Here is a 21,764-nt window from a genome sequence, read left to right on the forward strand (position 1 = left end):
GGGTCGCAAGAAATTCTGTCGGACGAAGCCAGCGGGGAGACTGACTTAACGCAATATCACTGACCAACTGCGCAGCAACGAGGCATCCACAATGCAGACGTTGCTATGGTCCACCATGAGTCATAAACAGCCGCCGAAAGCGCCTACCCTACCGGGGCCGTCGTTTTGCATTCCGGGAATGCTGAGCACCCCAAAAACCGCCCATGCTTGCCCTTAGACAGGCGCATCTTCCCCGTACCGCAGGTCGGGCAATCGCTTTCCAAGGGCATGGCGTACGCGAGCCGCACCACCGGCGTTTCGACCGTTTCGCCCTCTTTGACCGACCGTGTGAAATCGCATTGTGGATAGCGGCTGCATCCGTGGAAAGGCGAGCGCCCTGACGTACGGAGCTTCAAGACACCCGCCTGACACTGAGGACAGGTCTCCAGCGCCTCCCCCTCTACAGCCTCAACCTCGAGCTGCTTCCTCGACACCAGCTCTGCGACGAAGCGGGACGGCTTTTCCAGAGAGGTATACAGCCTGACCTGACGGCTCGCGCGTGTGAGCGCCACATAGAACAGACGCCGCTCCTCAGCCATGGCGAAGGTCTCTGCTTCCGGCATAGCCAGCTGAAGAACGGGATCGTCTTCGATCTGGCTTGGGAAGCCGCGCCGGTCTTCAACGACGCCAAGAACGTAGACGTACTCCGCCTCAAGCCCTTTGGAGGCGTGCACGGTCTTGAAGTCGATATCGAGATGGGCGGAGAATCTTCGCTCCCAGCGCTTTAAACGATCGGGCTGATCACTCTTGTAGCGACCAAGGAAAAGCACACGCGTTCGCCCTCCCCGACCTGACTGCAGCTTTCCCTGGTCCAGCAGGCTGACCATCTGGCTCAGCTGCTGTTCGACATGATCTTCCGTCTTACCCAGATCCTTAAAGCCAAAGGCTTGAAGGGGCCGGTTCTCGAAGACATTCGTCGTCCGAACCGTCTTTTTCAGCTGCTTCGGGTTGGCTTGGACGAACTCGCTGGAGATGTCGCACAGCGCCTGAGGACTGCGAAATGTGGTGGTGAGCTGCAGAGACGTCGAAGGACTGAAGAACGCCCCAAACTCCGACATCACCCGCAGGTCCGCGCCGGCGAAGCGATTGATCCCCTGCCAATCGTCCCCGACCACCGTCAGGTGGGTGTCGTCCGCCTTCGTGAGCGCCTGGAGAAGACGCGCCCGCGCCCGCGAGCTGTCTTGGAACTCGTCGGCCAGGATAACCTTGAACCGGCTGTGATAGCGTCCCGCTTCAATGTGCTCTGCAGCGAGCCGCAGCATGTCTTCGAAGTCGATGTAGCCGCCGTCACGCAGCCGGCGCTCCCATTCGCTCGACACACGCTCATAGATCTTCAGGAACAGCTGCGACCTGTAGCCATGTCCCTGTAACCCCTGCGCTCGCGCCGCCTGTTCAAGCTCGGCCTGCGAGAGCCTGTTGTTCTTTACGTGTTGCTGGAAGACGCGAAGCGTTGACGCCAGCTGTTTGTCGCTCATCGGAGGGGGACCGACCGTCTCGCGGTTCGCATCGAAGCTCTGCGTAACGCCGCGACTGACCAGGGCCTCCTCAAGTCGTTGCAGCGCGTGGTTCGATCGGATCTCCGCTGAGGTGGTCTCAAAGAGCTCCGTACCCTTCTCAGCATGGAGCGCCCGCTTCCAGTGCACGCCGGCAACGTAGTCGCCATCGAAATGCGCCGGCGCTTGGCCATGATCATCCAGGGCGAAATGCTCGTGATAAAGACCGATATCGGGATAGTAGAAATCCGGCTGGTATTGCCGGCGGTCCTCGCTCGCAGTTTCATGCTCGTATGGGCGTTCGTAGACGTACGCGACGCCGTTGAAGAACAGCCAGTTGCAAATCAGCTGCTCTTCCTTGCTCTTGACCACCTTGCCATCGGCGGTCCTGAAACCCCGCTGTTTGCCATCGAAGGCCTCGGGGTCAGCGCGCTCTCCCACCACCCCGACATCGCGCGCATAGACGGTTCTGAAGAGATCCCAGTCCCGCCTGAACGCCTGATCCTCTGCACCAAGCGCCTGGGCGATATCGACCACCGCTGCAACGTCCTGGCCCTTGTGCTCGAGCCAAGGCGCAAGCGAGGGTTTCTTCCCAGTCGCCTTGCCGATGACCGACAGCCCAAAGGCGTCAAAAGTCTTGGCCGTGACCTTGTCGACCCCGGGGACATCGGCCAGACGCTGCCCAATCCGCTGCCCGAGCTCGTCGGCGGCATTCCGATTGAACGCCAAAAGCAGGATCTGATCGGGTGACGCCAACGCCTGACGCAGCACATAGCCGGTCTTAGCCACCATCGTGGACGTCTTGCCCGATCCGGCTGCAGCGACGAGCATGACGTTATCGTCCATGCAAACGCAGGCATGGATCTGCTCGTCGGTTAGCGGGCTCGTTTCAACTGTGTCGAAGAAGGACTGCAGCTCAACCTTGTGTCGCGCCAAGACGCCTTGGTTATGGACCTCGAATTTGCGCATCGGGCCGTGCGGATCTGGCCGACCTTCCTGTAGCGCCTTGGCGCTGCGCGCGATCGCCAAAAGCCCGCTCGTCGCATCTCGCGGCCTGGGATGTTGGTCGATGAATCGCTTCGCAACGCCTGAAGGGATCCAGCCTGCTTGATCGAACCGCGCTGCAAACAGCGCGTCCCAAGCCGCTCTTTGACGTTCGCGCTCCGCTTCCAGCTCTTGCGCAGAAGGGCCAGGCTTCGGGGCTGCCGGCGGCAGCGACGGCTTCTTCTCTTTGAAGCCTTTCAGCAGTCCGTCACCAACGGCTAGGCCGATCGCGCCGATGACAATCCACTCTAGCACTCGGCGCCCGCCCCCCTCTTGCCTCAGCAGTCAGACAAGACTGATGCAGGGCAAGTGCTGATAACGGGTAACTGTCGAACCACCTAGCCGTGCAGTCGGCAGCTGGATCAGTCCGCCAGTCCGCTCAAGGCGACTGCAAATGCCATCATCGCGCGCGGGTCGTCAGCCAAGACGTAAAAGCCGCCGCAGCGATCATTTGTCAGGCCAACGCCCGCTTGGCCTGCAGCACCCTTCACCTGCGAGACGTGGGCCGGTCTCATGTAGAAGCCGACGATGCAAACCTCCGCCGCGTGGGTCCCGCCAAACAGGCCGCCGTTGCAACTGGTGTAGGGAATGCAGCCGGCGACTGACAGGGCGACCACAACTGAGGCGACCCCCAGTTCAAGGCCGTTGATCTCCGCCTCGCAATCGTCGCAGCCGTCCTCGCAACCGACGCAGCGCGGCCCACTTTTAGTTATGCGGTCGAGCTCTCGGCTCTCCCAGTCGACGACGATGCGCAAGTCTTGAACCGTCAAACCGCGCAGATCCCTGTAGTCACGGTTGCAGCCTAGTCCCACGCCGTCTGCGGCATCCTCCCCCTCGAACCAAGCGAGGTGAGACACCTTCAACGGCGGCAGGCGATCGATCAGCAGTAGGGATGATGACATTGCGGGTTCCGGCTTTTGCTTGGCCGCGCAATCACCTCATCCGCAGACGTAGGGCGGGCGTTCAGTCAATAACCACCGCCGCCAGTAGCCGATCGAAGAATGGCTCTGCTTCGATAAGCGTCCGCAGCGCCGTCTCGAACGGCGCAAGCGCCTGCTCTGGCGTTTCTTCAGCCAAGGCCGCGGCGAGCTGGTCGGCGTCGATGATCACCGGGAGGAAGAAGGAGCCATCCTTCTCAAAGTAGGTGAAGCCGCGTTTTCTGGCCTCTTCAATGAACTCGGACTTCTGGGCCAACGCCTTCTTCCAGCGCGCTTTAGTCACGTTCAAGCGTGACCATCGGAAGCCAAGCCGGGCATGGCCTTTGCCCAAAAGTTGCGTGAGCCAAAAGTGATCTTGATCGCCCAGTTCGTCGACGTCGTGGGTCAACCAGAACTCAGCCCTATGCCCCCCGTCAGCGCCGCCTTCCAAACGCCACGTCTTCGGTGCGAGGGTGATCCCGTCGTCATACCAGTCGCTTTCGCCATCCCATCCCGCTTCGCCCCGCGCACGGTCGGCCACCGCGTCCAACGCGGCACCCACCTCAGCCTGCAGAGTGATCGAAAGGTGCTGCGCAGCAGCATCCAGATCTTTGATGTTCGATACGATAAGGGCGTTGAGGGCCGGTTCAGACATCGAGGTATCCTCTTAGAAGCTTCTGACGTGCTCGGCGAACTGCGCGAGCAAGAGGTCTTGGAATGAGCGCTCCGTCCTGGACCGCTGAGCCGCCACGCTAAGGGCGGCCCGGCGGACATCTCTCCAGTCCGCATAGAAGGCGCTGGGCGGGGGTGATTTCGCGGGGGTCGGACTGAGGTAAACCAGCGTGGGCCGCTTACCCAAGGCTTGAGCCTTAAGCCGCAGGACCGCCTCGTAGCGAGCGAGCTGCTCGGCGCCCTCCCTCGCATCGATCTTGACCTCGACTAGGAGCAAAAAGTCCGCTCCTTCAATGGAGAGGTCCACGCGATCATCGAGCGCCCCTAGCGGGCGCGCCTCGGTCTGCACGGTGTACCCGTTCGCCAACTCCGCGTCGGTTGGAAGCAGCTGTCTATCTCCCTCCCTGACCCTGGCCAAGAAGGCGGACAGGAAAGCCGGAGCGCGGTCTTCTGACACCCGAGGATCGAACAGTGACGCCAGAACACCGGCGTTACGAACCTCATCCCGCCTTAACCCGGACATGGCCCAGACATTCGCCAACGCGCCCTGCCGACGAGCCCCCGCTAGCAAACCGTTGAGCTGAGTTAAGAGCGGCTCGAGCGCCTCAACGCTCAACGCCGGCGCCACCGCCGTGGAGACGCCCATCCACGCCTCGGATCCGGCCGGCAGCAAGGGGCGGAGTTTGACAAGCAAGTTCGCAAGACGGTCCTGCAGCGGCGCCTCCTCACTTACGGCACGCAGACCACGCCATTGCTCAAGGAAGACCGCCAACTTTTCAGTCGACATCTCTGGCCGCACCGCCTCCATCTCTTCCTCCAAACTGTTCGCGCAACGGCAAGTCGATTCTGATGGGTTGTCACCTCGACTGACGGCAAAGGCACAGACCGTTGCGACCACCAGCGGATCGCCACCGCTCCAGACTGCTGACCTAGGCTCGATGATAGCGCCGCCCCCGCGCGCCCTCTTGGTGCAAGATCGTGACGATCGAGCCATCGCCCGCATCGCAGACCACCGTCAGATTGCGCAGCCGATCGATGTTTCGTCCGACAGTCCGTCGCAGATCCCGGTCCGCCAACCGACGCCGGCTCACGCTCAGGGCGACGCAGCCTCCTCCGACGCTGGTCTCTAAATCGGCATGGGCCAGTAGGTCGGCGATTAGGTTGTGAGGCACGCCGCGTTGACTCGCGCGCGTCACAGCGTGGGTGGTCATTTGCAGCACCATAGCTTTCCTCCTTGATGGCGTTGAAGGACACGCTAGGGTTCATTTCCGACAGTTTCGGTCGCAAATCGAAGGGGGTGTTCGATGCGGCATGAGAAGGCGACCCTTGTGCTGGAGCTGGCCCGCCGGCTGGCGGCAAGCGCTGAGGGGCTGAGCACCGAAGAGATGGCCCGCGACCTCGGCGTCTGCCGGCGGACCGCAGAGCGCATGCGCGACGCGGTTGCGCAGGTCTTTCCCCAGATGGAGTTGCTTCAGGAAGGCACGAGCAAACGCTTCCGTATTCCCCGCGGTCTAGATGGCTTCTTCCAGTCCCCCACCACCGAAGAGCTGATCGAGCTCTCACGCGCCGTCGACAGTTTGCGAGACAATGGTCACCGCAATCGCGCGACGGTCTTGGAGGGGCTCGACACCAAGATCCGCTCCGCTTTGAAGGCCGAGCAGCGCCGACGGATCACGCCTGATGTTGACGCCCTTGCGCGGGCCGAACTCACCGGGGTTCGCGCTGGTCCCCAACCGGTTGAAGATCCAGACCTCCTCGCCGGCATTCGTCGGGCGTTGATGGGCTATTCCCAGGTGCGCTTCCGCTACATGGGCGGCTCGCGTCCGGGCTCGGTCCGCACCCTCAGTCCATACGGGCTTTTGTTCGAGCGCATGAACTATCTGGTCGGCGCCGAGGCCGGCTCGGATCAGCCACGTAACTGGCGGCTAGATCGCATCGAAGCCTTCGAGGTGCTCGAGATTGCCAGCGAAGCCCCTGAGGACTTCTCGATCTCCGACTACGCTTCGCGCTCCTTTGGCGTCTATCACGACCAGCTTGAAGAGGTTCGGCTGAGGTTTACCGGCGATGCGGTCGCCGATGCCCAGCGTTGGCGCTTTCACCCGGGCCAGACCCTCTCGCACCAACCGGATGGCTCCCTGATCATCGCCTTCCAAACCGGCGGCATGCTGGAGCTGGCTTGGCACCTATTCACCTGGCGCGGCGATGTAGAAATCCTCTCGCCTGAGCGTCTACGGACCGTAATGCTCGAGGAACTCCAACATGCGCTGAGCCGCCACGGATCATCTGCGACCGAAACTGTCGCAAAGCCTCGTCAGGCTTGAGCTTATGACCCGACTTCTCTCCGCATCGCGCCTCAACGCCTTTCAGGCCTGCCGCCACCAGACTGCCCTCTGGCTCCAAGGCATCAAGCCGCCCGAGCGCGCCGACGACGCCATTCTCCTCATCCGGAACAAGGGCTTCGAGCATGAAGCGCAGGTCGTGGACAGGCTTCGAGAATCCTATGGCGAAGTGGTCGAAATCCCCGGCGAAGGCGCGCTCGACCATCGCGTTCAGCTCACGCGTGACGCGATGGCGGCGGGTGCGCCGGTCATCTACCAAGCTGCGCTCACTGATGGTCGCTGGGTCGGCTACCCTGACTTTCTGATCCGCCACCCCGACCCGGTAGAGGGGCAGTGGCGCTATCAGCCCGAGGACGCCAAGCTCGCCAAGAAGGCGAAGGCTGAGCACCTGCTTCAGCTGGGCGTCTACGCTGAGCTCGTCCACCACATGGCAGGGTATCGCCCCGGCGAGGGTGTGATCCATGGTTCTGGCGGCGCGCCCGAGCGCTTCCGCCTGGACGAGACCGCCCACATCACGCGCCGGATGATGCGGCAGTTCGAAACCTTCATCGACGCGCCTGAACCGACGGCGGCGGTCAAGAACGGCGCCTGCGGCCAGTGTGACTTCAATGAGCGGTGCACCGCCGAATGGCGCGCCGCTGACAGCCCGGTGTTCGTGGCCGGCATCCGCGCAGACCAGATCGTCAAACTTGAACGGGCCGGCGTGCGCACCTTGTCGGACATCGCCGCCCTGCCGGCGGGACAAACGGTTCAGGGCATTGGCGCAGAAACCCTGGCCAAGCTGACCTACCAGGCCCGCCTGCAGAGGCGAGGTGTGGAGGCTGGAGCGCACTTCGCTGAAGTTCTGCCGCCCGAACCCTTGCGGGGGTTCGCCACCCTGCCCTCGTCAGCCCGCGGGGACCTCTTCTACGACATCGAAGGCGATCCGCTTTACCCGGAGGGACTGGAGTATTTGCACGGCCTGTGGGGTCCGCTAGGCGACGATCTCACTGATCGCTTTGTCTCGCTGTGGGCCCATGACCACGCCGCGGAGAAGGCGACCTTCGAAGCCCTAATGGACCTCTTCGAAGCGCATATCGCCCGCTTCCCCGACGCCCGGATCTATCACTACGCCGCCTATGAACAGACCGCGCTCAAGCGCCTGGCGATGAAGTACGCCACGCGCGAGGCTCAGCTTGACCAGATGCTGCGCGACCACCGCTTCGTCGATCTCTACGCGGTGGTTCGCCACGCCATCCGCGCGTCGACTGAAAGCTATTCGTTGAAGGATCTGGAGAAGATCTACTGGGGCAAGCGTTCGGGCGAGGTCACCAACGCGGGCGACAGCATCGTGGAGTATGAGCGTTGGCGCGAGCTCGGCGATCAGGCGACCCTGGACGCCATCGAGCGCTATAACGAGGACGACTGCGTCTCGACCGCCAAGCTGCGGGATTGGCTCGAAGAGATGCGGCCGGCCGACACCCCTTTTGGTCTGGATGAGGTGGAGCCGGAAGCGCCGACGCCCCAGGCCTCGGCGAAGGCCGAAGAGCGCGCCCAGTTTGAGCGCGACCGTATCGCCATGGCCGAGGCGATCCGGGCCCAGACCGACCTGGAGCCCGCCCTGCGCGAACTGATCGCGGAGTTGCTGTGGTTCCACCAGCGGTCACAGAAGCCCCAGTGGTGGGCCCTGTTCGACCGTCAAACCTGGACCGATGAAGAACTCATCGAGGATGCGGAAAGCCTCGGCGGGCTACGCCTTGTCGATCAGCAACCCGATGGTCGCTCGATCGTGGCCACCTACCGTTTCCCGCCTCAGGACACCAAGCTGAAGGAAGGCGATCGTCCCAAGATCGCCCTAACCCTGGAAGCGGCTGGGTCCATCACGGATCTGGATGTGGCGCGGGGCGAGGTGAGCCTGCGCCGTCAGTCCAAGGCCGGCCCCTTCCCCGACACCGCAGCCCTGTCTCCTGGCCAGCTGATCAGCCAGAAGCTGCTGGAAGAAGCCCTGATGTCGATGGCGGGTCGCCTGGCCAAGGGCGACCTTCAGACCGACCAAGCCGTCCTGGACATGCTGCGCCGCGCGCCGCCGCGTCTGGCTGGGCGACAGGCTGGATCCCCGGTGGTTACCGAGGGCGATGACTTGGTCGCCGCCGCCACATCGGCGGTGCGCGCCTTGGATGATAGCTGCCTGGTCATCCAAGGGCCGCCAGGGACCGGCAAAACCTACACCACCGCCCGCGCGATCGCGGCCTTGCTTCAGGACGGCAAGCGCGTGGCGGTGTCGTCCAACTCCCACAAGGCTATCAACAATCTGCTTGCCGGGGTGTCGCGCTACTGCGAGGCCGACGGCTTGCCGCTGGATGGCGTGAAGAAGTGCACCGCCGGCGATCCGGAAACCGTCTTCGCCGGCTACGGCGTCATCGCGAAGGCCTCGCTCGACGATCAGGGGGAACATCAGCTCGTCGGCGCGACTGCGTTTGAACTGGCGAAGCATCCCGCGAACTCGTTCGACTATCTGTTTGTCGATGAGGCCGGCCAGGTCTCACTGGGCAACCTCCTGGCCATGGCGGGCGCCGCGAAGAACCTGATTCTGGTCGGCGATCAGATGCAGCTGCCGCAGCCGGTTCAAGGCGTACACCCCGGTGAGACGGGTCTGTCGTCCATAGACTACGCCATGCAAGACCATCCCACGGTTCCGCCGGAGCGCGGCATCCTCCTAAACATCTCCTGGCGGATGCACCCGGACGTCTGCGGCTTCATTTCGGACGCCGTCTACGAAGGTCGCTTGCAGGCGGAGGGCTCCACCGCCGTTCAGCGGCTGGAGCTCGCTGAGGGACTTCACCCTGCCCTTAAGCCGACCGGCGTCAGCACGATCGACCTTCCGCACAGCGGCTGCACCCAGTCGTGCGACGAAGAGGCAGACCAGATCAACGCGCTGATGGGTGAGTTTCTGGGACAGTCCTGGACCAACGCGGCAGGCGAAACCCAGCGACTGACCCTGGATGACATCGTGGTGGTCAGCCCCTTCAACATGCAGGTGCTTCTGCTGAAGAAGCGACTACCCAAGGGCGCGCGCGTCGGGACGGTCGACAAGTTCCAAGGCCAAGAGGCGCCGGTGGTGTTGATCTCCATGGCCACCTCCTTCGGTGGCGACGCTCCGCGAGGCACCGAGTTCCTGTTCAACCGCAACCGGCTCAACGTTGCGATCAGCCGCGCCAAATGCCTGGCGGTGGTGGTCAAGGGCTCGCGTCTGCTGGAGCTGCCTACGCCTGGCCTCCTCGATCTTCCAAGATTGGATCTCCTCGCGAGGGCCGAAATGGCTAAGCTGCGCCCCAACAGCCCTGGAGACGAAACAGTTGGATGAGAAGGCGCTGGCGGCTTGGTCCGTCGCTCAGAACTACAAAAAGTCGACGACCAGCACGCGTCTCTCGGACATCAGAGCGATTGAAAAGGTCTATGGGGACCTCGAGACCCTCTATGCCCAGGACAAGCTTGAGGGGCTCCTTAAGGAGCTGGCCTATTCGTCGAAAGACAAGGCGGCCAATCGGCCCAACCCCTCCAAACTTCCATTGTGGGGCGACACTTACCGAGACCTGTCCCACCTGCGCGCGACGGTGAACTTTTATCGGCGCTTCAAAAGTGGTGCGGCCCGGCAAACTAGGATCGTGTCCTTGCCCGACCTCGCCGCCGTGGAGGCGGCCGTGGCGGAGCATCTCGACCTCGGCCCGTTTGACTTCATGGATCGCTATGGTCAGGCCTGGGACGATGTCTCGGTCTATCTCCTCAAGGATGGCCAGTTCCTCCCGGCGCGCGCCATCATCGCGGTCGCCGGCCAATACGCGGCAGACGCCATACCGCCTGAAGACAGTGTGGTTGATGAACAGCTAGCCCGGAAACATTTGGACACCTTGGGCCTGGTGACGGCGGAGCTTCCACCCGTGCTGCTGTTCGCGAAGGACGGCCAGTATTTTGCGCCCGTCAGAACGAAGAACCGATCGACGGGAGCCATCGCCTTCACCTACCGGCCGCCTGGCGCCAACAACAAACGCGCTCAAGCGATTGAGGTGGGTGATTGGGCCGGCATTGCGCGCGCTTTGCTTGTCGACGGCCGGGCCGTCAGAATCCAACCGTGGCTGGGCAAGGGGGAAAACTACCTCACCTACCCGGGCCAAAACTTCTCCGACGTCTGGCTTCGCCCAGACATCGCCGACAGCCTCGGCATAGCGCCAAGCGCACCGAGGGCTCTCTCCACGACCAAACCTACGCAAGTCGAGCCTCGTGCAACCATGACCCAGTCACCGACCAACCTCATACTGTTCGGCCCACCCGGCACCGGCAAAACCTGGAGCACCGCGGAGGAAGCCGTTCGCCTCTGTGATGGCGAGACCCCTGCGGATCGCGACGCGCTGATGCTTCGTTACCGGTCGCTCGTGGCCGCCAAGCGCATCGCGTTTGTGACCTTCCACCAAAGTATCGACTACGAAGCCTTCGTGGAGGGCCTTCGGCCAGAAACTGATCCTGCCGAGACCGGCGGTGCCGGGTTCAGCCTCTTGCCCAAGCCGGGCGTATTCCGCGAAATCTGTGCTCTGGCCAATGACGCTCGAACCCGCACCCGCGCAACCGAGGCCGACGAAGTTGGCCTGGAAGGGCGGAACTTCTGGAAAATGAGCTTGGGCGCGGCAGGTAGTGAAGACCACATCTGCCAGGCCGCTCTGGATGGAAACTATATCGTGATGGGCTGGGGCGGAGACGTTGATTGGTCCTCGCCTCGGTTCGATATATCCAGCGAGATCCGCAAAGAGTGGCTATCCAGCCCGCGCGAGAGCGACCGACCGAGCAACTACTCCCAACTCGCAGCCTTCAGAAATGATCTGAAGGTCGGCGATGTCGTCATTGCCTCGTCGGGGAGATCGGCTTTCAAGGCGATCGGCGTAGTCGAAGGGGATTATTTTTATGAGCCTACCGCTAACGGAGACTACTGCCATCGGCGCCCCGTGAAGTGGCTGCTGAAGCTGGACGAGCCCCTATCAGTCGACACGATTACAGATCGCGACTTCGGGATGCGGACCATCCACCTCATCGCAAATGACAGGATCAACTTCTCGGCTCTTAGCCGCCTGATTGGCGGTGGCGCCGACCGACCCATAGACGGTCATCCCGACCAGTTTGTCCTCATTATCGACGAGATCAATCGGGCCAACGTCAGCAAGGTGTTCGGAGAACTCATCACTCTGATTGAACCCGACAAGCGACTTGGCCAAGACAACGCGCTTGAGGTCACTTTGCCTCATTCGCGCAAGCCCTTCGGCGTTCCCGACAATCTCCACCTCCTCGGCACGATGAACACCGCGGATCGGTCGATTGCGTTGCTGGACACCGCATTGCGCCGGCGTTTCCAGTTCAAGGAAATGCCGCCCAAGCCCCAAGCGCTCGAAAAGGCGGCAAACCATTCCGGCCTTCCGGTGATCGAAGCCCTGCAGGCTATGAACGACCGAATCGAATACCTGCTCGACCGCGACCACCGGATTGGTCACGCTTACTTGGTGGGCTGCCGCACGAAAGATGAGGTTCACGCGGCTTTCCGGGAGAAGATCATACCGCTGCTGCAGGAGTATTTCTTCGAGGACTGGAGCAAGGTCGCTGCGATCTTGAATGAGAAGCCGAGCGCATCGAACGAGGGCAAGGGGGCCTTCCTCGAGTGGCGTCAGCTTTACGATCCGACTGGTTCAGGAGGCCCGGTGCGCACCAGCTGGGCAGTCCGTGCGACATTCGCGGAAAACGCCGTCGAGCAGCTGGCGCGAACCCAGCCGCTGTCCTCCGGCGCTCTCATCGTCGAGGACGTCGCTGAGACCACCGCTGGGGCGCAATGACCCATCTTGCGGTCCATGAATGGGGACGCGTCAAAATCGGCGACGGCGGGTTTTCGCGCGCCCAAGCTAACATCCTCATCTCTGCGGCACGATCGCACAATCTAGGGGGCGAGGAAGGTTCCAACATCCTATCGGATCACTACGGGCACCTGCGGGCCAAGCAATGTGTCGGCGTCCTGGCGGCCGGGGATTGCAGCCTCGAGATCCTCCCCAAGGTAGACCCTGACGCCGCACCACCGGAAGCGGCGACCGTCAGGGCCCAACTTGTGCGGATGTTGGACGCTGCATTGGACTTCGGCTTGTCGGCCGGCGAGGCCACCGCTCTAGCCCGCCAGGACACGACCCTGCTGGACATTCTGATCCGCATTTTTGCAGACCGTTTGCTCGACCAGGTCCGGCAGGGACTTCCCCGCTCCTACCAGGAGCGAGCTGAAGACCTGGGCGCGCTTCGCGGGCGGCTCGATGTGCATCGCCAGTTCACTGTAAACGCCGTCCGCCCGGATCGCTTGGCTTGCCGGTTTGATGAACTGTCGGTCGATACCCCGCTTCTGCAGGTTATGCGGGCCTGCGTCATATTCCTAAGCCGCCGCGCACGCGCCTTCGAGACACAGCGCCGGCTCGCCGAGCTTCGCTTTATGCTTCAGGACGTTCGAGATGTTTCCCCATCGCGCCTGGCATGGGGATCTATTCGCATCGACAGATCCAATCGCAAATGGCGAACTCTCTTCGAGCTTGCCCAACTTTTCCTCCGGCGGGAGTGGCAAGCGAGCCATCACGATGCGCGTCAGCAGGCTAATGCCGTCAGTCTGATGTTCGCGATGAACGACCTGTTCGAAGCGACTGTGACGGCGGCTCTGAGACGCTCTTTGTCTCCACTCGGTTTGGAGGTGGTCAGCCAAGGAGGCCTGCGCGCTTGCCTAGGCCAATGGGTAGCGGATCAGCCGTGCATCGGCACGAGCTTCCGGACCAAACCGGACATTCTCATACGCCGCGCCGGGCGCGTCGTAGCGATCATCGACGCCAAGTGGAAATGCCTGAAACCCAAAGCTGAAGAAGGCAAGCAAGGGATTTCGCAGAGCGATGTCTACCAAATGATGGCCTACAGCCAGCTGTACGAATGCGATCGAATGCTGCTGCTCTATCCCCATCACGCCGGCCTGGTTCGAGACGGACTTCAATCTAGCTTCGGCATTGCCGTGCCTGGCAGAGTACCCGCGCCCCGTCTGCAGATTGCGACTGTCGACATCGCGAAGGATCTCACCGCGATGGCGGTCGCGTTGCAGGAACTCGCTCTCGGGTCGGCTGGACTGCGCGTTCGCAACGTTGTCGCTGCATGACACCCCACGACCAAGCTAACTCCTTTCAGATCAGGCCAAGTATGTCGCCCACCTAAACGGAGCGAGCGATGCCAGAGACCATCGCGCGAGATGCCTTCTACGAACTTGTTTGGTCTGTCCCAATGACAGCCCTGGCAAGGCGCTTTGGCGTAACCCAACACGTTTTGAAGAAGGCTTGCGAACGCCATCAGATTCCGGCCCCGAAAGTGGGTCACTGGTCCAAGCGAAATGCGGGCAAGCCGCCTCGCAAGATTGCCCTGGAGCCGAGATCTCCTGGCCACGGCCTCAAGCTATTTTTCGATGACGGCCGTCTTTGCCCACCAGATTAGAGACGCCAGGACGACTACGGGCTCGTTCCTGTGGAGAGCGAGTTTCCGGAGACAGTGGAAGACGTTCGCCAGCGCGTTGTAGCTAAGCTCGCTGGAGAAGCGCAGAAACGAGCTCTAGAGCGCGCTGCACGACATACAGAAGTGCTCAAGCGAGCTGAAAGCGCGCGAGTGACCGCCCTCCTAGAAGCTGCCGAAGCCTTCCGCAAAGCATCCGACACACGGGCACTCGTGAAAGGCATGGGTGAGCGGCTCCTCGCGTCAGGAGCTCCGCTGGATCAACGCTTCTTAGATTGGACTGACTGGGCACTGGCCGAGGCCGACAAAGTTGACCCGTGTTCGCAAGCGACCCTGCCGGGAGGAACCCCGAACGTCACGTCAGCGGGCCGAACCCAACTTGATCACCTCTTTGAGTGAAACGCATGCCTGGGATCACAAGCGGGCCCCAAATGTGCCCCATGACCACCGGGCACTAGGCCGCCATCAGCCTAAATAACTGAAAAATATGGCGACCCCGGGAGGACTCCAACCTCCGACCTCGGCTTTAGGAAAGCCTTGCTCTATGCAGCTGAGCTACGGGGCCACGTTCGACGCCGTAGCGGGTCGGGGCGGCGGGGGGAAGTCGGGACGGCGAAAAAGTCCGGCGGCGGGGCGGCGGAAGGGGCCTCGGCGTTTGTGGTTAAGCGGTCTTAACCTACCAGATATCGCGGTGAACAAAGAACGAAACGGGCGATGTCAGCGATTCGGTCCTGATTCGTTTCGCCCTTGTTCCGCGAGAACGGAACGGTCGTTAACCGACCGGTGGAACGTGGGCGGTCAGGGCGCGCAGGCCTTCCAGAAGACGATCGGAATCGGCGCTGGTCTGGCCTTGGGCGGCCAGGGTCAGGCGAAGCGCGCGGACGTGGACCTCCACCGACGGCCAGGACCAGACGCCGGCGCCCTTCATCCGGTCTGCGATCTCGCACAGGCTGAAGGCGGCTTCGAAGAAGGTCGGGACGTCCAGATAGCCGGCCATGTCGACCATGGCGGAGGCGAAGGCGTAGATTTGGGCCGGCGCGTCATGAGGGCGGGTCGCACACAGGGCCTCTATGGCGTCGACGTTGGCCGTCAGGAGGGTGAAGACATGGTCGCGCTGTTCGTCCAGAGCCTGGTTTGCGCGGGATTCGGCCTCGACGATCAGGCGGCCGCCGGGCCGCGCCATCTGGCGCTGGAGCGAGGTATGAACGCGGCGGACTGTGGACGGCTTGGGCGCGACGACAGGCTCTGTCACAAGCTGACCTTCATGGGCTTCATCAGCATGTCGATCGTCTCCTGGTCCATGTTTTCTTCGACCGCCTCGCCCAGCTCGCCGGTCAGGTCGCTTTCGCGACGCCCATCAGTGCCCGGGGGAGGGCCGTAGTTACGTACTCTTCGGTCGGGACCGATATAGTGTTCGGATTCGACGAAATCACGGTCCTCGCCGCCCAGCCAGATGATCCGTTTCAACAGCATTGAGGGCGACAGAGGCTTGGCGACGATAAAGCTGGCGCCGCAGTCGCGTCCTTGATGAACCTTGGCCTGGGAGGCGTGACCCAGGATCATGATGACGGGCACATAACGGGTCGGCGCGGGGGAGTCGCGCCTCAGCCAGCGCACGAAGTCATAACCGTCCATGTCCGGCATGATGCAGTCGATCAGAATCAGATCGACCGAGCGGCGCGCCAACAGTTCGACGGCCGCCTCGGCCGAGGGGCATTTGATCTGTTCCTTGCAGCCGAAGCCCTGAACGATAGACCCCAGCATACTCAGCGACGTGGGCTGATCGTCGATCAGCAGGACCGTCGTGTGCGCCAGATTGACCCTATCGCTGTTGGGCATGGCGTCAGAACAGCATGAGGTCGCCGGCGTCGGCGGTCGATTGAGGGCGAGGCTCGCCGGCGGCGGGACGAAGTCGGCCGGCCATGTCGGCCAGCGACAGGCGGCTGACGGCCTCGGACGGGCTGGCGCCGCCGCCCAGCATGCGCAGGATGCCGGACAAAGCTTCGAGACGTTGGGTCAGGGCGTCCAGAGCCTGGGCCTGGATCAGGGCGTTGGGACGTTCCTCAGGCGGGGCGCGGCGAACCAAGTCGCTGACCAGGGCTTCGACCCCGTCGATGCCTTCGCGCACCAACATCAGCTCGTCGGCGACGGCGGCAAGCAGATCGGCGTGTTCGGGAGGGGCGCTCATGCTCAGAACAGTTCCAAGACGCCGGTATCGACCGGGGCCATGACGGGCGCGGGTTTGGGGGCGACGACGTCGGTCACGGCGCGTTGAAGGGCGCGGCCGGTGACGGGCCAGTAGTGCACGCGTCGCCCGCCATCGCCGCGCAGGCTGCCCCCCACGACGGGAATGCCTTCGTCGCGCAGGAATTTCTCGGCGAAGTCGGCGTTGCTGCGCCCCACGTCGCGCAGGCTGTCGAACATGCGGCCGCCGCCGAACAGTTTGGCCTCAAGCCGGTCGCGACGGGCGCCGGCCTTGAGCATGTCGTTGATCAGCAGCTCCATCGCATAGGCGCCGTAGCGACGCCCCGCGTCGGTGCCTGCGCCCGAACCTTCGGGCAGCAGGAAGTGGTTCATGCCGCCGACGCCAGCCAGCGGATCGCGCACGCACATGGCCACGCAGGACCCTAGGATGGTGCTGAGCACGACATTGGGGTCGGACGTGATGAAGTGCTCGCCCTGACCGACGTGAACGCGTTTTTCGACCGTGTCCTTCAGGGCGGCGAAACTCATGTCAGGGGACCGAAGACGGCTTCCAGCTTGCCCTTCAGCTGGGCGACGGTGAAAGGCTTGACCAGGTAGTTGTTGACGCCGAACTGCACCGCGCGCTGGACCAGCTCGCGGTCGGCGCGGCCCGTCAGCATGATGAAGGCGGTCTTGGAGGTGGGGGGATGGGCGCGCACGGCGCGCAGCAGGCCCAGACCATCCAGATTCGGCATATTGTAGTCGGAGATGATCAGGTGCGCGGGCTTGGACACGATCTCGCGCAGGGCGATTTCGCCGTCGGCCGCCTCGCGGATCTCGCGTACGCCGAGCTGCTGCAGGCTGGTGCGGACCAGCGAGCGCATCGTCATCTGATCATCGACGACCAGGCAGTGAAGTGCGGCGGCGGCGGGCATAGGTTACGCTCCCGATGAGGCGACAGACCGCGCAGCCGGATCGGCGCACAGGTCGAGAATGGCGGGGGACAGGCGGTGAAGCGGCAACTGCCGCTCCACGGCGCCGATTTCAAAGGCGGCCTTGGGCATGCCGTAGACGACGCAGGTCGCCTCGTCTTGGCCGAGGGTCCGGCCGCCGGCCTGGCGCATGGTCAGCAGACCCCTGGCGCCGTCACGGCCCATGCCGGTCAGGATGACGCCGGTCATCGGGCGCTTCAGCCGCGCGACGGATTCGAACATCACATCGACCGACGGACGGTGGCCGTTGACGGGATCGCTTGCGATCAGGCGGCAGCGGGGCGTCAGACCGCTTGAAACCTCAAGATGGGTCGCGCCGCCGGGAGCCAGATAGATGTGGCCTGGCTTCAGCGGGGCGCCGTCCACGGCTTCGGTCACACTGGGGGCGCAGACGCGGTTCAGACGGGCGGCGAAGCTGGCGGTGAAGGTCGCGGGCATATGCTGGGTGATGACGGTCGCGGGGCAGTCCAGCGGGAACCCGCTGAGCACCGTCAGCAGAGCCTCGACCCCGCCGGTGGACGAGCCGATGGCGAGGATCTGATTGGGATCGGCGTAATAGGCGCGCGGGGCCTCGGCGGCGGCGGGCGTGTCGCCGCGGGCGCGGACGCGCGAACGGGCGGCCGTCTTCACCTTGCCGATCAGATCGTGGAAGGCGTCGACGCTGGCGACCGCCGGTTTGGCCACCGCATCCACGGCGCCGATTTCCAGCGCGGCCAGGGTCACGTCCGTGCCCGCCGCCGTCAGGGTCGAGACCATCACCACCGGCATGGGCCGCAGCCGCATGATCTTTTCCAGGAACTCCAGCCCGTTCATATTGGGCATCTCGACGTCCAGGGTAAGAACGTCAGGGTTCAGGGCCTTGATCGCGGCGCGCGCCTCGATGGGATCGGCGGCGGTGCCGACGACCTCGATCTCCGGGTCCGACTTCAGGGCGGCCGAGATCAGCCCGCGCATGGTCAGGCTGTCGTCGACGACGAGGACGCGGACGGGGCTCATGCGCCACCCAGGCGATAGGTGGTCAGGCCGGCGGTCTGGAGTTGGCTGGTCGCCGGGCCGGAGACGCGTTCGGAGTGGCCGATATAGAGGGTCGCGCCGGGGTTCATCAGCGGAGTGAACCGCTTCCACACGCGCTCTTGGGTGGCGTCGTCGAAGTAGATGACGACGTTGCGGCAGAAGATGACGTCGAACTTGCCCTTCATGGGCCAGTCGCCGATCAGGTTCAGCTCCTTGAAGCTGACCAGACGCTTCAGTTGCGCGCCCGCGACCCATTGGCCGCGATCCGCGCGGTCGAAATATTTGCGCCACAGGGTGACGGGCGCGGGCTCCAGCGCCTCTTCGGAATAGACGCCGTCGTGGCCCTGGGCGACCATGTTGGGATCGATGTCGGTGGCCAGGATACGCACATCCAGCTCGGCCGCCTCGGGCAGGGCCTGAAGCACGGTCAGGGCCATCGAATAGGGCTCCTGCCCGTTCGAACAGGCAGCCGACCACAGACGGACCCGGCCGCCGGCGCGGGCGCGGGCCGCCAGTCCAGGCATGACCCGGTCGCGCATGTCGTCGAAATGGTGCGGTTCGCGATAGAAGCGGGTGACGTTTGTGGTCAGGGCCGCCGTCATCTTCTGGCGCTCATCCACGCCGTCCACGCCCTCGACCAAAGCGCAATAGTCGCGGAAGCTGGTCAGACCCAGGGTGCGCAGGCGCTTGGCCAGGCGCGAATAGACCAGCGCGGCCTTGCCCTCGTTCAGGGCGATGCCTGCGTGGGCGTGCAACATCTGGGCGATGTGGCGGAAATCATCGGCGGTGAAGACGAACTCGCCCTCGACGATCGATCCCCGACCAGCGGCGGCGGTCATGCGGCTTCGGCCTCGACTTGCGGCAGGATGTAATCCAGTTCGATCAGGCTGATCATGCGGCCGTCGATCGAGAAGATGCCCTTGACGAAGGTCTTGACCTGATCGCTGGCGACGTCGGGCGTCGGCTGAACCGAAGCCTCGCTCATCTGCAGGATGTCGGACACGGCGTCGACCAGCAGGCCGACCATGCGGCCGCCGATATGGGCGACCATGATGACGTGGCGCGCCGTCGGTTCCGAGGTCGTCAGGCCGAAGCGCGCGCCAAGGTCGATGATCGGCAGGACCGTGCCGCGCAGGTTGATGACGCCCTTCATGTAGCCCGGCGAACGGGGCAGAGGCGTCGCCGGCGTCCAGCCGCGAATTTCGCGCACCGACATGATGTCGACGCAGAATTCCTGACTGCCGATGCGGAAGGCGATCAATTCACGCTGGAGATCTTTGGCTTCGGTCATGGTTCAGCTCGCGAGCTTGAAGTCGGGTTGGACGGATTTGCGGCGCATGTCGGTGACCAGCACATCGACATCCAGGATCAGGGCCACGCGCCCGTCGCCCAGGATGGTGGCGGCGGCGACGCCCTCGACCTGCTGGTAGTTTGTTTCCAGGCTCTTGATGACGACTTGGCGCTGGCCCTGGATGGCGTCGAACAGCAGGGCCGCCTGCTGGCCGCCTTCGGTCTCGACGACCACGGCGACGCCTTCGGTCGGGTTCATCGGCTGTTCTCGGAAGCCCATGATCAGGGCCACGTCGATCAGCGGCAGGAAGCGATCGCGGAAGCGGATGACGGGATCCACGCCGCCGACGAAATGGAGATCGACGGCTTGCGGGGTCAGGCTCTCGACGATGGCCGGCAGCGGCGCGATCAGCGTCTGTTCAGCGGCGGTGACGACCATGCCGTCCAGCACCGCCAGCGTCAGCGGCAGGCTGAGGGTGAAGGTCGAGCCCTTGCCCGGAACCGAGCTGATGGAGATGCGGCCGCCCAAGGCCTGGATCGAGCGTTTGACTACGTCCATGCCCACGCCCCGGCCCGAAATGTCGGACACGACGGCGGCGGTGGAGAAGCCCGGCGCGAAGATCAGATTGTCGATCTGTTCGTCGGTCAGGGGCGCGTCGGCGGCGATCAGACCCTTGTCGACCGCGATCTTCTTGACGCGTTCGCGGTTGATGCCGCGGCCGTCGTCGGAGATTTCGATGACGATCCGGCCCGAGCGGTGCAGGGCGGCGAGGCGCACCGTGCCCTCGGCCGGCTTGCCGGCGGCGACGCGCTCCTCGGGCGTTTCCAGCCCGTGGTCGATGGCGTTGCGCAGCATGTGAGTGATAGGCTCGGCCAGGCGTTCGACCACAGTCTTGTCGACCTCTGTGTCCTCGCCGGCCGTGACCAGACGGACCTGTTTGGAGACCATGTCGGCGACTTCGCGCACCAGGCGTGGCATGCGCTGGAACACCGACTTCACCGGCTGGGCGCGGATGGCCATGACGCTGTCCTGGATCTCGCGGGTCAGCAGTTCCAGGTCTTCAAGGCCAAGCGCGATGCCGGAGGAGCGGGCCTGGCCGCTTTCCAGAACGCGCTGCGACAGCATTGCCTGCTGGATGACCAGTTCACCGACGACGTTGATCAGGCGATCCACGCGATCCAGATCGACGCGGATCGTCACCGGCGCGGGCGCGACAGGGGCGGAAGCCGGCGCGGGAGTCGCCGCCACGGGTGCGGCGACCGGCTCGACGACAGGCGCGGCGATGATCGGCCCCGGCGCGGGCTCGGGCTCCAAGGGAGCGAACGGCACGACCTCGGCCGCCGGCTCGGCGGCGGCGCCGGAAGCCCTAGCCAGCAGGGCGGCGATATCCAGATCGTCGCTGGCGGGCAGGACGGCGGCCGGTTCGTCGTCGAACGCGCCGATGTCGGTTGCGCCGCCGGCGCCCAGGGGCGTGATGGTCAGGTCGCAGTCGCTTTCGACGAAGTCAAAGACCTCGCGCACGGCCGCCTCATCGACGGCTGCGGCCAGATCGACCGTCCAGGTCAGGCAGCCGTCCTCGATCGACAGCGCGTCCAGCGTCGGCGTTTCGCTGTCGTCCACGACGACCGTGACCGGGCCGAGGCGGCCCAGTTCGCGCAGCAGCAGGCTGGTCTCGTTGGCGTTGACGTACATCCGGCCCATCGGCTTGAACACGATGCGCCAGCCGACCGACGGCGCGTCGGCGCTCAGGTCGGCGATGGGCAGGGGCGCAGGCTCGTCCAGCGCCATGTCGAAGGCCATGGGAGTGAAGCCGAAGTCGTCTTCGTCTTCCTCGACCTCGACCGGCGCCTCGCCGCCGTGGGTCAGGACCTGCATTTCGGCGACCAGGGCGGCGGACCGCGCCTCGTCAACCGGCGGGATCAGACCTTGGGCGGCCTGAATGTGATCGGCCAGTACGTCGGAGGCGCGCAGCAGGGTCTTGATGGTGATGGCGTCGCACGGCTTACGGCCCGCGCGCAGCTCGTCCATCAGGGTCTCGAAAACGTGGGCGAACCGGACCAGGGCCTCCAACCCAAAGGCGCCTGCCCCACCCTTGACCGAATGGACGGCGCGGAAGACGGCGTTTATCGTCTCCAGGTCGGTCTGACCCTGTTCAAGCAGCATCAGCTTGGCTTCCAGGTCCGCGAGCAGTTCGTCGCATTCCTGGAAGAAGGTGGCTTTGATGGCTTCGAAGGCGTCCATTAGGTCGA

General features: G+C 63.8%; 18 protein-coding genes and 1 tRNA gene. 4 read left to right on the forward strand and 15 right to left on the reverse strand.

Translation table 11 applies throughout. The features are described 5' to 3' along the window. Nucleotides 1-143 precede the first annotated feature (143 nt). The 5 genes from HNP47_RS10495 to HNP47_RS10515 form a co-directional block, all read right to left on the reverse strand. Complete coding sequence (locus tag HNP47_RS10495; protein WP_184279512.1) at nucleotides 144-2,831, reverse strand: UvrD-helicase domain-containing protein; 2,688 nt, start codon at nucleotides 2,829-2,831, stop codon at nucleotides 144-146. A gap of 107 nt (nucleotides 2,832-2,938) precedes the next feature. After that, on the reverse strand, nucleotides 2,939-3,478 hold the full coding sequence (locus HNP47_RS10500; protein WP_184279513.1) for a hypothetical protein: 540 nt from the start codon (nucleotides 3,476-3,478) through the stop codon (nucleotides 2,939-2,941). A 61-nt stretch (nucleotides 3,479-3,539) separates the two neighbouring features. Next, the gene (locus HNP47_RS10505) at nucleotides 3,540-4,148 is read right to left on the reverse strand and encodes a hypothetical protein (protein WP_184279514.1); all 609 of its coding nucleotides are present in this window, start codon (nucleotides 4,146-4,148) and stop codon (nucleotides 3,540-3,542) included. 12 nt (nucleotides 4,149-4,160) lie between these two features. Beyond that, nucleotides 4,161-4,985, reverse strand: coding sequence for a PD-(D/E)XK nuclease family protein (locus HNP47_RS10510; RefSeq protein WP_184279515.1), 825 nt, complete (start codon nucleotides 4,983-4,985; stop codon nucleotides 4,161-4,163). Between the two features lie 109 nt (nucleotides 4,986-5,094). Then, complete coding sequence (locus HNP47_RS10515; protein ID WP_184279516.1) at nucleotides 5,095-5,388, reverse strand: hypothetical protein; 294 nt, start codon at nucleotides 5,386-5,388, stop codon at nucleotides 5,095-5,097. A gap of 81 nt (nucleotides 5,389-5,469) precedes the next feature. Here HNP47_RS10515 and HNP47_RS10520 point away from each other — a divergent pair, with 81 nt between their 5' ends. From HNP47_RS10520 to HNP47_RS10535, 4 genes are read left to right on the forward strand one after another with little or no spacing between them, the layout of a single operon-like run. Next, complete coding sequence (locus HNP47_RS10520; RefSeq protein WP_184279517.1) at nucleotides 5,470-6,486, forward strand: YafY family protein; 1,017 nt, start codon at nucleotides 5,470-5,472, stop codon at nucleotides 6,484-6,486. A 4-nt stretch (nucleotides 6,487-6,490) separates the two neighbouring features. Continuing rightward, nucleotides 6,491-9,847, forward strand: coding sequence for a TM0106 family RecB-like putative nuclease (locus HNP47_RS10525; RefSeq protein WP_184279518.1), 3,357 nt, complete (start codon nucleotides 6,491-6,493; stop codon nucleotides 9,845-9,847). Continuing rightward, nucleotides 9,840-12,353 carry an AAA family ATPase gene (locus HNP47_RS10530; RefSeq protein ID WP_184279519.1) on the forward strand — a complete coding sequence of 838 codons (2,514 nt, stop codon included), beginning with the start codon at nucleotides 9,840-9,842 and terminating at the stop codon, nucleotides 12,351-12,353. Before HNP47_RS10525 ends, HNP47_RS10530 begins: the two co-directional genes overlap by 8 nt. Then, on the forward strand, nucleotides 12,350-13,690 hold the full coding sequence (locus tag HNP47_RS10535; protein ID WP_184279520.1) for an McrC family protein: 1,341 nt from the start codon (nucleotides 12,350-12,352) through the stop codon (nucleotides 13,688-13,690). Before HNP47_RS10530 ends, HNP47_RS10535 begins: the two co-directional genes overlap by 4 nt. Before the next feature lie 832 nt (nucleotides 13,691-14,522). Here the strand turns inward: HNP47_RS10535 and HNP47_RS10540 are convergent. From HNP47_RS10540 to HNP47_RS10585, 10 genes are all read right to left on the reverse strand, one after another. Beyond that, nucleotides 14,523-14,599: transfer RNA gene (locus tag HNP47_RS10540), tRNA-Arg, on the reverse strand. Between the two features lie 207 nt (nucleotides 14,600-14,806). After that, nucleotides 14,807-15,286, reverse strand: coding sequence for a hypothetical protein (locus HNP47_RS10545; RefSeq protein WP_184279521.1), 480 nt, complete (start codon nucleotides 15,284-15,286; stop codon nucleotides 14,807-14,809). Continuing rightward, complete coding sequence (locus HNP47_RS10550; RefSeq protein WP_184279522.1) at nucleotides 15,283-15,873, reverse strand: response regulator; 591 nt, start codon at nucleotides 15,871-15,873, stop codon at nucleotides 15,283-15,285. Before HNP47_RS10550 ends, HNP47_RS10545 begins: the two co-directional genes overlap by 4 nt. A 4-nt stretch (nucleotides 15,874-15,877) precedes the next feature. Then, nucleotides 15,878-16,222 carry a hypothetical protein gene (locus HNP47_RS10555; protein ID WP_184279523.1) on the reverse strand — a complete coding sequence of 115 codons (345 nt, stop codon included), beginning with the start codon at nucleotides 16,220-16,222 and terminating at the stop codon, nucleotides 15,878-15,880. A 2-nt stretch (nucleotides 16,223-16,224) separates the two neighbouring features. Beyond that, nucleotides 16,225-16,767, reverse strand: a complete 543-nt coding sequence (locus tag HNP47_RS10560) for a chemotaxis protein CheD (RefSeq protein WP_184279524.1) — start codon at nucleotides 16,765-16,767, stop codon at nucleotides 16,225-16,227. Further along, nucleotides 16,764-17,153: a response regulator gene (locus HNP47_RS10565; RefSeq protein WP_184279525.1), complete on the reverse strand. Its 390-nt coding sequence runs from the start codon at nucleotides 17,151-17,153 to the stop codon at nucleotides 16,764-16,766. Before HNP47_RS10565 ends, HNP47_RS10560 begins: the two co-directional genes overlap by 4 nt. Nucleotides 17,154-17,156: 3 nt before the next feature. After that, entirely contained in the window at nucleotides 17,157-18,206 is a 1,050-nt protein-coding gene (locus HNP47_RS10570; RefSeq protein WP_184279526.1) for a chemotaxis response regulator protein-glutamate methylesterase, read from the reverse strand. After that, the gene (locus tag HNP47_RS10575) at nucleotides 18,203-19,063 is read right to left on the reverse strand and encodes a protein-glutamate O-methyltransferase CheR (RefSeq protein ID WP_184279527.1); all 861 of its coding nucleotides are present in this window, start codon (nucleotides 19,061-19,063) and stop codon (nucleotides 18,203-18,205) included. The genes HNP47_RS10570 and HNP47_RS10575 overlap by 4 nt, the downstream gene beginning before the upstream one ends. Then, a complete protein-coding gene (locus HNP47_RS10580; protein WP_039246217.1) occupies nucleotides 19,060-19,515 on the reverse strand; it encodes a chemotaxis protein CheW in 456 nt (151 codons plus the stop codon). The genes HNP47_RS10575 and HNP47_RS10580 overlap by 4 nt, the downstream gene beginning before the upstream one ends. Before the next feature lie 3 nt (nucleotides 19,516-19,518). After that, nucleotides 19,519-21,756: a chemotaxis protein CheA gene (locus HNP47_RS10585; RefSeq protein ID WP_184279528.1), complete on the reverse strand. Its 2,238-nt coding sequence runs from the start codon at nucleotides 21,754-21,756 to the stop codon at nucleotides 19,519-19,521. Nucleotides 21,757-21,764 lie beyond the last annotated feature (8 nt).

The sequence above is a fragment of the Brevundimonas vesicularis genome (assembly GCF_014204545.1).
GTDB classification, from domain to species: Bacteria; Pseudomonadota; Alphaproteobacteria; order Caulobacterales; family Caulobacteraceae; genus Brevundimonas; species Brevundimonas vesicularis_B.